The sequence below is a fragment of the Candidatus Parvarchaeota archaeon genome, from assembly GCA_016866895.1.
GTDB lineage: Archaea > Micrarchaeota > Micrarchaeia > Anstonellales > VGKX01 > VGKX01.
On the sequence record VGKX01000025.1, the window covers coordinates 1 to 10,436 of the forward strand.

At 50.1% G+C, this 10,436-nt stretch carries 8 protein-coding genes; 4 read left to right on the plus strand and 4 right to left on the minus strand.

Going from position 1 to position 10,436, the window contains the following annotated elements; all coding sequences use genetic code 11:
• The 3 genes from FJZ26_01755 to FJZ26_01765 form a co-directional block, all read right to left on the minus strand.
• A partial coding sequence (locus FJZ26_01755; protein ID MBM3229130.1) for a hypothetical protein occupies nt 1-1,029 on the minus strand: 1,029 nt, incomplete at its 3' end.
• Between the two features lie 37 nt (nt 1,030-1,066).
• Nucleotides 1,067-2,227 (minus strand): DUF933 domain-containing protein, encoded by a 1,161-nt coding sequence (locus tag FJZ26_01760; GenBank protein MBM3229131.1) that lies wholly within the window; start codon nt 2,225-2,227, stop codon nt 1,067-1,069.
• 60 nt (nt 2,228-2,287) lie between these two features.
• Nucleotides 2,288-2,923 (minus strand): hypothetical protein, encoded by a 636-nt coding sequence (locus tag FJZ26_01765; GenBank protein MBM3229132.1) that lies wholly within the window; start codon nt 2,921-2,923, stop codon nt 2,288-2,290.
• A 510-nt stretch (nt 2,924-3,433) separates the two neighbouring features.
• On the opposite strand from FJZ26_01765, the gene FJZ26_01770 reads away from it, so the two are divergent.
• The 3 genes from FJZ26_01770 (at nt 3,434) to FJZ26_01780 (ending at nt 8,134) form a co-directional block, all read left to right on the plus strand.
• Entirely contained in the window at nt 3,434-4,612 is a 1,179-nt protein-coding gene (locus FJZ26_01770; GenBank protein MBM3229133.1) for a hypothetical protein, read from the plus strand.
• A 252-nt stretch (nt 4,613-4,864) separates the two neighbouring features.
• The gene (locus tag FJZ26_01775; protein ID MBM3229134.1) at nt 4,865-7,315 is read left to right on the plus strand and encodes a DNA polymerase; all 2,451 of its coding nucleotides are present in this window, start codon (nt 4,865-4,867) and stop codon (nt 7,313-7,315) included.
• 18 nt (nt 7,316-7,333) lie between these two features.
• On the plus strand, nt 7,334-8,134 hold the full coding sequence (locus FJZ26_01780) for a DUF814 domain-containing protein (GenBank protein MBM3229135.1): 801 nt from the start codon (nt 7,334-7,336) through the stop codon (nt 8,132-8,134).
• Between the two features lie 121 nt (nt 8,135-8,255).
• Here FJZ26_01780 and FJZ26_01785 read toward each other — a convergent pair whose 3' ends face one another.
• Nucleotides 8,256-9,686, minus strand: a complete 1,431-nt coding sequence (locus FJZ26_01785; GenBank protein ID MBM3229136.1) for a hypothetical protein — start codon at nt 9,684-9,686, stop codon at nt 8,256-8,258.
• Nucleotides 9,687-9,918: 232 nt separating this feature from the next.
• Between FJZ26_01785 and FJZ26_01790 the strand changes: the two genes are divergently transcribed.
• On the plus strand, nt 9,919-10,436 hold a 518-nt coding region (locus FJZ26_01790), incomplete at its 3' end, for an NAD-dependent epimerase/dehydratase family protein (protein MBM3229137.1).

The following is a 10,436-nucleotide window of genomic DNA, read 5'->3' on the forward strand; positions in this document are numbered from 1 at the left end:
GTCCTTGAGAACCGTCGTCTTGGCGCACAAGCCAGGTTGGTTGGCGTGCCCGACCAGGGCTATCAGGCACTGGTCGTGCTTTATTACCCCTTCAACTTTTTCACAGATGCTTGGCGCATATGACTCAAAGGCCGCTGCCGCGTAACACGAGTCCCGCTCGGTTGCATTTTCCAACTTTTTGCATTTTCCGTAAGAATCCAAAAGCGCCTGTGCCTCAGCGTATTTTTTCTCAAATTCGGTCTGGTTTGCAAGGTTTTGCGGAGTCACAACGGCCCTGCCTGTGTTCTTTTCGAATTTTAATGCAACTCTGGAGTAATACTGCGGCACATCCTTGTAGTTGTAAGTCAGGTTAAGCAAAAGCGGCACGCCATCCTGTGCCCCTATGCACACTTTTGTCCGATAGCCGCTAAAAACGCTTACTGTTGGGTTGTCTGCCGCAAATCCTATGTATGCCAAATCATTGATGCTCAAAATCTTGTAGTTGGTCGTGTATTCCACTGCGCTGCAGTCAGCTCCAGCCTGCCTGGAGGGGACGATTGCCCCTGTGAAATTAATCGCGCCCTTGCCTATTAGGAACTTATTGAGGTTGTAATCATCTGAGGCCTGCTTTTCGCTGAAAAAAATCCTGTCTGCAGCCTTTGCCGCGTCAATTGCCCTTGAGCCTTCAGCCACCTGTGCGCAGGTCTGCTCGCCGTCCTTAATCCTCACGCAGCCAATCATCCTGCCATAGCCAAAATAAAAATTTTTCTCATCAAGCGCACTTTTGATTGTCGCCTGCCTTTCGCTGCCCTTTACCCTCAGGGTCACTTCACTTACCTTTCCCTGCGCGTCTTCCACGTACTCAAGGGTGTAGTCATCAAGCGCAGCGGCTTTTTCGAATGACCCCAAAACCAGTTTTGCCTGGGCCGTGTCCAAGGCTGCAGTCTGGTTAGCCTTCTGTTCCGGGCCGCTTTGTGTGCAGCCAAACATTAAAAAGCTGGCAAAAACTGCCGCTAGAATAATGATTCCCATGTTTCCGTTCTTTTTCATAACCTCACCCTTTCCCAACACTGGGTCTAAAACGCCCCTATCCCCTTCCGCTCACTATTTTTATGACGTCTCCTGCTTCCAACACATGCTCCTTGCCTATTTTCATATGCGTCCTTGCATTAATTGCACAAATGAAATGCTTTGCAAGGTCGGTATGTATCAGCCCTGCAAGCTCACTGGCACTTGTCCCTTTTTTTACAAGTATCGCATCAGGAAGAACAGCGCCAAAATTGTTGCAGTATTTGTGCTCGTCCTCAACAGGAAAGACTGGTATGAGGCCAAGCAGCTCGAAAACCGCCTTGTCTATTGCCTGCTGCACGCCGGTTCCTCCCTGCCTTTCCATAACCGCGGCTATCTGCCCAAGGCCCTTTTTCTGCCTTTCGTCACAGTTTTTTATCAGAAAGGTTTTCTGGCCAGGGCTGTATTCAACCGCGCCTGTCTTGCCTGCCTTTCTTAATGCAAGTTCGGCTATTGCGCTGCACGCAACCACCCTTTCGCCAAACTCATTTTTTAACCTGCCTATATTGTCAGGCGCTCCAGGCGCGTCAGCCTTATTTGCTGCTATAAGTATTTTTTTGGCCCTCTTTCTAAGCGCGCTTGCAAAATCCAATGCCTGCTTTTCATTCCATTCTATTGCCGCAAGCGTCAATCCTGCGCTTGCTGCAGCCGCCTCAATGTCGCTTCGCTGCACCTTAAGGCCGCTAAGGGCTTCCTGCAGTTCCTCGACACCCCTGCCCTTGATTTTCGCCCAATTACGCATCATTATGCCTGCAATCCAGTAGGATATCTCCTGCTCCAAAAATTCAATTTCCCTTGCCGGGTCGCAGCCGCTTGCCCTGTTGCCTTCCAAATCGGTGTTGCCTGTTGCATCCACAACCTGTATCAGCGCATCTGCGCCCCTCAAATCATCCAGGAACTTGTTCCCCATTCCCTTTCCCTCATGCGCTCCAGGCACAAGGCCCGCCACGTCAATAATGTTGACTGGGACCATCCGCGTGCCGTTTATGCATTTTCCCGTCCTTGGGCTGCACATAACGCCAAGATTTGTATGCGGGCAGGCAACCCGTGCATAGGTCACTCCCTTATTTGGATCTATTGTTGTAAATGGATAGTCAGCTATCTGCACATCTGATTCGGTGCACGCTGCAAAAAAAGTGCTTTTTCCCTTGTTTGGGGCCCCAACAACGCCGATGAGCATCCAACCATCTGTTTCCCGATTATTTTGTTCGCTTTCCTTGCCGGCCCCCGCGTGCCTTCATTACGCCTGCCCTGCCTTCTTTTTTACGATGCAAATCTCATCAATGGTCACAAACCTGTCATGTGGCTGCATGTACTGCTGCATTTCATTGTCAGGCCTAAACTGTCTTTTTTGCCTGTGCATGCCACCCTGCTGGCTGCCAGGTTCCGCATTCAAGCGCCCGTGCCTACTCTTCTTGCCTGCCGCAGCCTGCCCGTCCCCCTTTCTCTTAATCTCAAAAAGCCTGTCATAAAGGGTGCCAAGCTTTGGCCTTATTTCGGCCAGCTGCTTTTCCACCTGCGCCTGCTGTTCAAGTGCAAACCTCAAGTCGTCTTGGACGTATTTTTTTTTCCGAGCTACCCTCTCCTCGCTTTCAGCAACCCTGAGCTTCCCCTCAACTTCCCTGGACGCCTTTATCATTTCCTTTTCCATCTTGGGCGTATATGCTGCTGTTGCTATCCCAAACTCGATTTTTTCAAGCTGTGCCCTAAGCCTGCCTGCGCTTGGCTGCGTGCGCTCCACGCCCACCTGTTCCAGCTGCGTCGCCTGCCTCTGCTTGAACCTTACCGTGCCGTTGAGCTGCCGTATCCTTTCAATCAGCTTGTTTTTTTGGGCTTCAAGCCCGCCTATTGCCTCCTCTAGCTCCTTTTTCTCCATTACTTCACCATTGACCCAATATGTAAAACACAAACAACTCTTTCCTTTCTGGTCCAAATCAATACCAGGCCAAAAACAAGCCGCAGTTTAACCAAATAGTTAGGCAATCTCTCCGTTCCAGTATTTCTTCACTCAGTTTATTAAATCTTACAAGTGCCGCCCCCGGCACTTGAAGTGCAAGATTTGCTGTATCGTGTGGCACTTTCAAAGCACCTTGGGGCCGCGCAAAGCCGCAGCTACCCAAAAAACCTTCAAACAGAAGAAGGCCAGCGCATCGACGCGCTGGCAAGGCGACCAGTTTTTCTGCCTTGCGGCAGAAATAAAAGACGGCTTTCTTTTAATTTTAGGCCATTATGTAGTATTTAATGGTTTGTCTGACACGTTTTACCAATGCAAACAACCATCAGATTCCACCCCTCCGCTTATCCAATAAAACCAGCCCAGCAATCGGGCTCCAAAGTGGCCGCACAAAACCAATAATGTTTAAATTTCCAACATCCTCAGTCTTGCATGCTGAAAAAAATCCTCACGTGGCTTCTCTACTCAACCTATTTTTTTCTTTTATCCACGGCCATAACCTCATTCGTTTTTATCTCGGTTGCCCAGTCAACGATTTTTGACCCTGTCTTTTATCGCGACTTTCTCGTGAAATATGATGTTTACGATACGTTTCGCATCAAATTCATTAAGTCAATGTCGCTCAACTTCGAGCAGGAACCCTCAAGGCTCTTTAAGTTTGAGTCGGCGGCAGGCGCTATAATCACCCCTGTGTATTTTCAAACCCAGGCAGATGCGCTTCTCTTCGAGTCATTCGGTTTTGTGCGCGGCGAAAGGGATTCGTTCGAGCCGCGGCTGGACCTGACCCCAATCAAGTCCAACGCAATCGACCTGGGTGTTGACTACTTCTCGGACACAATAGCGCCCAATCCGCAAGACCCCTCGCGGGCTGCCATACTGGAGGCAAAGAAGAAGGAACTTGAGGGCGCAATCCCTGATTCAGTTGACAAAAAACTTCTTTTTGAAAAATATCCACAAACAAAGGCCATTATTGGAGGCATTGAAGGCACACTTGCCTCGGTCCGGGACGTTTACTTGCTTCTGGGCAATCTGGCCCTAGCTTCCCTTGCGGCAACAATCATCTTAACCGCTCTTCTGCTTGCAGTGCTAAGGGACCTGCATGAATTTTTCCAAAAGCTTTCGGCTCCGATTACTCTTGCTGGCGGCTCCCTTATCTTCACTGCCCTTACATCTCCGCCTGCGGTTGCCAGGGTTCTAGACTCCCAGCTTTCAGGCCAGTCTATTGATCCGACAGTCCTTGGGCTTTTGACAAGCCTTGCCCAGGAACTTGTGGGGTCCATGGCGGGAAAAATATTTCTTTGGGGCATTGCATTTGTATTGCTTGGCGCCCTGTTTTTTGTTCTGTCGCACTTCGTATTTGTAAAAAAACCCCAACAACAAGACACGCCTGCACCACTGCCCCAAAAACAAGGCCAAAGCGCAACACAACCCCAGGAATCAATGCAACAACCTCAACAAACCACTCAGCTTCAACCGCAAAAACCGCAATCCCGGCCATTTCAACAAAGTCCGCCAAGCAAGTCAAACAGTTCAAAAACCCCCCAAGGAAACACAAACCCCCAAAACAACCAAAAATCAAGCACCCAGCCAAAACAATCAAAACCCCCGTAGCCCCCGCCAGTCCAAGACAGGCGGCAAAACAATGTCAACTTCAACACGGCAAATCCCAAATCAACTCAAACCAGCCAGACAAATCAGCCCAGAAAATCCGCATACCCAAAAGTCCTCTTCTCCCGCGACACGCAAGAAGAAAATGAGGGGTAAACCCCAAACATTTCCCGCCGCATGGGGTTCTTGAATCAAGCGGCATTACAGGCATAGTTTTGTCCAAGTGTTTTAAACCTGCATCAAGCAATCTTATCCATGGAAAACCGGGGCAAATCCCCTTTATCTGACGAGTCAAAGCAGCCAAAGCAAAAGAAGGCCTTTTTCATTTCTGCGGACTACCACGTTTACGGCGAGCGGACTTATGTGAGGCTTCTCATGAAAGGCAGGCGCTTTTTCAGGCTTTACAAATTCTGCGAGCCGTATTTTTACATCGATGCCCCGGAATCCCAGGCGCAAAAAATCCTGTCTGCCTGCGCCTTTGACAAGGGGCAGCAAATAAGGCCTCTGCGCGTTGAACCTGTGGCAAAAATCCTTTTTGGCAAGGAAAAGAAGCTTCTGAAGGTTTTTGCCAAATACCCGTTTCACGTTCCTCCGCTCAAAGACACCCTCAAGGAGTATCAGGCCTATGAGTTCAATATTCCTTTTGCAAAACGCTTTATCATTGACAATGGGCTTGAGCCTTTCTCGCTTGTCACGTATTCCAGGCGCGGGAGGATTTTGGATTCAATCGTTTCAAGTTCCGCAAGGCCGATTCAGCTGCGCACAATGGCATTTGACATTGAAACCTACAACCCCGCAGGCGTTCCGCGCCCCACCCAAGACCCGATAATCATGATAAGCTACGCCACAAACTCCGGCAAGTCGGGCCTTTTGACGTGGAGGGATACGGGCAAGGACTTTGCCTCAATCCTCAAAGGTGAAAAGGAAATGATTGAGGAGTTTTGCCGGGTCGTCAAAGACGAGGATGTTGAGCTTATGGTCGGCTACAACACCTCCCAATTTGACTTGCCATACCTCCAGGCAAGGGCAAGCGCCCTTGGCGCAAAACTTTCTCTTGGCAGGGACAAAAGCTCATTCAAGCTCGCACAGCGCGGGCTGCGCAAGGAAGCCAAAATACAAGGCAGGATTCACGCCGACCTTTATAGCGTGGTCCAGTTCCTTGGCATCATTGGCGCACTGAAAGTCTCAAAATACACACTTGAAAACGCCTACCGGGAGCTTGTGGGCAAGGAAAGCGCCACAAAGTCGCTTGTAAAAAAACTCGCAATCTGGCAGATGTGGGACGATGAAGGGCAAAGAAAGCTGCTTGCCGAGTATTCGCACAACGACTCGCTTGAAACACTTGAGCTTGCCCAAAAAATCCTGCCTGTGGAGATGCAGCTGTCACGCATTACCAAAACCCCCCTGTTTGATGTTGTTTCGTCCACAACAGGCCAGCTTGTCGAATCGCTTTTGATGCGCGCCTCATTTGAGCACAATCAAATAGTGCCAAACAAGCCTGGGGAGCAGGAAATCAGGCAGCGGACTGCCAACATGATACAAGGCGCCTTTGTCAAGCTGCCGACCCCGGGGGTTTACGAAAACCTGGTCGTCTTTGACTTTCGCGGCCTGTACCCGTCGATTATCTGCTCGCACAACATTGACCCATATACGCTCAACTGTTCTGATTGCGGCAAGGAGGAGTCGCACCTGTCGCCCCAAGGCCACCGCTTCTGCTCAAAGAAAAAAGGCCTCATACCTTTGGTGCTTGAAGGCATAATGGAGGGGCGCGCGGGGCTCAAGGACAAGCTCAAAAAACTGCCAAAGGAAAGCCAGGAGTATGCGGACGTGTTCGCCCAGCAGCAGGCACTCAAAATCCTTGCGAATTCCTACTATGGCTATCTTGCCTATGCGCGCTCCCGCTGGTACTCCAGGGCATGCGGCGAATCAGTGACTGCCTGGGGCAGGCACTACATAACCGAGACTGCGGCAAAGGCTCAGGACGCCGGCTTTAATGTGCTTTACATCGACACGGATTCCCTGTTCCTGCTGCTTGGCAACAAGACAAAAGAGGATGCGCTTGCCTTCATGAAAAAAGTCAACTCGCAGCTTCCGGAGCGGATGGAATTGGAGCTTGAGGCATTTTACCTGCGTGGCATGTTTGTCACAAAAAAGGTTGCCGGAGAGGGCGACACTGGCGCAAAGAAAAAATACGCGCTTTTGGACGAGCAGGGCAGGATTAAGATACGCGGCTTTGAGCTTGTGCGCCGCGACTGGTCCAAAATAGCCAAGGAAACGCAGTCCAGGGTGCTAAATGCGATTTTGAAGGAGGGCAGCAAGGAAAAAGCAATCCAGATTGTCAAGGACACAATACAGGCGCTTCGTGAAGGAAAGGTGCCACTTGAGGACCTGGCAGTCTACACACAGCTTAACAAGGACCCGGACAAATACCTTATCACAAGCCCCGAGCTTGCCGCGGCAAAAAAAGCAATCAAGGCAGGCAAGGCCATAGATTCAGAGGCAGTCATCGCCTTTGTTATAACAAAATCCGGCGCAAGCATCTCGGAAAAGGCGACGGTGCTTGAGATGGCAAAAGATTACGATGCAAACTACTACATCGAGCACCAAATCCTGCCTTCAGTCCTTAAAATCCTCCGCGAGCTTGGCGTAACCGAAGACGACCTGAAATTCAAGGGAAAGCAGACGGGTTTGGAAGGGTTTTTCTGATAACAAAGGCGAATAGCCATGAAAATAACAATCGACTTTAGAAAATCCGCAAGGCAAAATGCAGCCGGCTGCTTTGAGGCATCAAAACAGGCAAGGAAAAAGGCGCAGGGCGCAAAGGCAGCCCTTGAAAAAACCAGGGAGCAGATAGCGCGGCTGCAAAGCAAGGGCGCTTTTGGCGCCCCCGGCGGCGCGGCATCCTCAAATCCAATCACCAAAATTAAAACCAAGCGGGAAAAGCAATGGTTTGAGAAATTCAGGTGGTTTTATACAAGCCTTGGCAGGCTTGTCATTGCAGGCCGGGACGCGGCACAAAACGACCTTATCTACTCAAAATATATCGAAGATGGCGACCTGTTTTTCCATGCCGACATACAAGGCGCTCCGGCAACAGTGCTCAAAGGCGGGCTTGCGCAAGACGTCCCCCTTTCGGAAAAAAAAGAGGCTGCGCAATTTGCGGCTTCGTACTCATCGGCATGGAAAGTCGCAAGCCCATCCGCCAATGTTTATGCTGTCAGCAAATCCCAGCTTACAAAACATGCGCACGGGGGCTTTATCCCAAAAGGAGGATTTGGCATAACAGGCCAGCGCGAGTGGTTTTATGGCACGCGGCTTGGCATACGGGTGGGATTGGACAAGGGCGGCTTGCTTACAAGTGCGCCAATCCTGTGCCAGGCGAAACTTTCCCTGCCCTGCGAGATTGTCCCTGGGGGCAAGGAAAAAGCCGTGGCTGTAAAGACGATTGCAAAGCGCACTGGTGCGCACCCGGACGACATCAACCAGCTTTTACCCTCGGGCAAAATGACTGTCAGGCATGTTTGATGCGCCCCGAACACGCCAGGACTTAAAAATCAGGTTGCAGGGGCAAAATAATACGCAGTTGCAAGAACAAAAAATTGGCAGTTGCAAGGGCAACAACATAAACGGATTGCATGCCAAAATTTCAGGTAACTCTGTATCTTTTCCTATACCAGTCCAGGTTGCTTGCAATCACCTGCCCTTTTTCCCCAACAAACTGGTTCACTGACTTGTAAAGCATTCCCTCAAGGCCAATTCCCCTGAAAACCTTGTAAAAGTCAAGCACAACCGGCACGTAATCCGAGGTCTCCGCATACAGTTTTCCCTGCCTCAAAAACCTGTCGCCCCCGCCCTGGCCAGAATTGTATGCGGCTATTGCCGCAACTGTTTTTTCATCATAATATATCATTCCTTTCTTGTCTATTGTAATGCTCGCCCCGTATCTCTCAAATAGCCGCTTCAGCTCGGCAACGCCGCCTTGTATGTTCTCCTTGGGGTCGGCCCTGTCGACCCCCTGCATCTGGGCAGTGGCACTTATCAGCTGAAACCTTCCCTTTGCCCTGCCCCACCGCGTATTCTTGCCAACCGCGTTTTCCTTTCCATCAGACTCGGTAGCCATGATTGCAATTGCCAGGTACGGGTCAAAGTCATATCTCTTGGCCTTGAAATTGTAGCAGCTTTCAAACACAGTCTCAAGCACGCGGCTTTCGGCCCCAACGCTTTGTGCCAGCCTCCCAAAAAACTTGACTATATTCCTGTAGGCTCTCCTGTTGCCGTCCACTTCCGTTCTTATGTATTCGGCAACCCTTGGGGAAAGCGCCCTTCCCCCAAGCCCTTTCATATACTCCTGCCTTCTTTGCGTGACCAGCTCGCTTGCCGGGGCCAGGTATTTTGAAACAACTTCCTGTTGCTGCTGCAGCCACAATTGGTGCAGCTGTTCCTTTTTCTCCTGCTCCTGCCTTTGTCTTTGGGCTTCTGCCTGTTTTTTCTGCTCCTCCGCCTTTTTCCTTTTCTGCTCAAGCAATTCATTTTTTATTGCCTGCACCCTGTTTTCCTCCTCAAATTTTTCAAATGCCCTTTTGTTTATCTCGCCGCCTTGAGCATTATGGTCGCTGTCAATCCTGCTGTAAACAAGCCCCTTTCTAAGCCTGTCCACATGGTCCTCCTCCCCGCCAATCCCGGGCTTTTTATTCCGTTTCACCCGCACTCCTTTTTCATCCTCAATCTTTTTGGGGGCTGTTTTAGAAACGTTCATGAAACCTACGAGCTGGTAATCGCTTCCAAGGGTTTTTTCCCAATCTCCCTTTTTTTTCCAGTTTGACCCCGCCTCCACAGCTTTTGCCCAGTTTATTTTTGCCCCGCTTTCATATTTCATCAAAACAAGCCTGTAGTCAAAAACCTCGCCTTTGGCATTTACAAGCATCATCCTGTTTTGCAGGCTCCCAGTCCTCCTGTTTTTGTAAACCGCTTTTTCAAGGCCAAATTCCCCAAGTTTCCTTTCGTTGAGCGCAAGCAGGGGCGCCATGTCGGAAAATCTGCCAGTCGCATTTTGGGCAAGCTCCATCTTTGTTGGCATGCCAATATTTGGCTGGTTTTAATTATTAAACTTCATTGTTTCAAAAAACTCCACTCACTTGGGGCAATAGAATACATGCCTCGCCACATGTCAGAAAAATCATATCTTGAACTGAAAGGAAGGATGCAATCCTTTGCGGACGGCACGGGCATTCCAATCTCCCACCTTGACCTGCTTTTATGGTCGCGCCAGACAGGCAGGATTTTTAAGTAAGGGTGGCAGCAATAGAACCATGATTCTGATTACCGGAGGGACAGGCAGGATTGGCAGGCATCTGCTTGAGCGCCTTGCATCAAACCCAAGCAATAGAATCAGGCTGTTTGCAAGGAAAAAGCCAAACTTTCCGCTTCCACAAAATGTTTCCGTATTTGTTGGCGACTTGTCCAACGAGGTTGACATCAGGGCCGCCCTTTCCGGGGTAAGCGAGGTTGTGCACCTGGCAGGCCTTGTTGCATTTCATCTGCCCAGGCAGGTTCTTGAGACTGTAAATGTGGGGCACACAGAGAGGCTTGCAAAATGCGCTGCAGATGCGCACGTGCACGCCTTTATCCATGCAAGCTCAATCACAGTTTATGGCAAGGGCGTTGACGGCCTTTTGGTGGACGAAGGCACGCCCCCCTGCCCGACAAATGCCTATGGGGTTTCTAAGCTTGCTTCAGAGCGCTCAGTGCTTGGTTTTTCAAAAACGATGCATGTGTGCATCCTGCGCCTTGGGGTAGTATATGGGGAGGGCATAAGTGTCGGCTATGG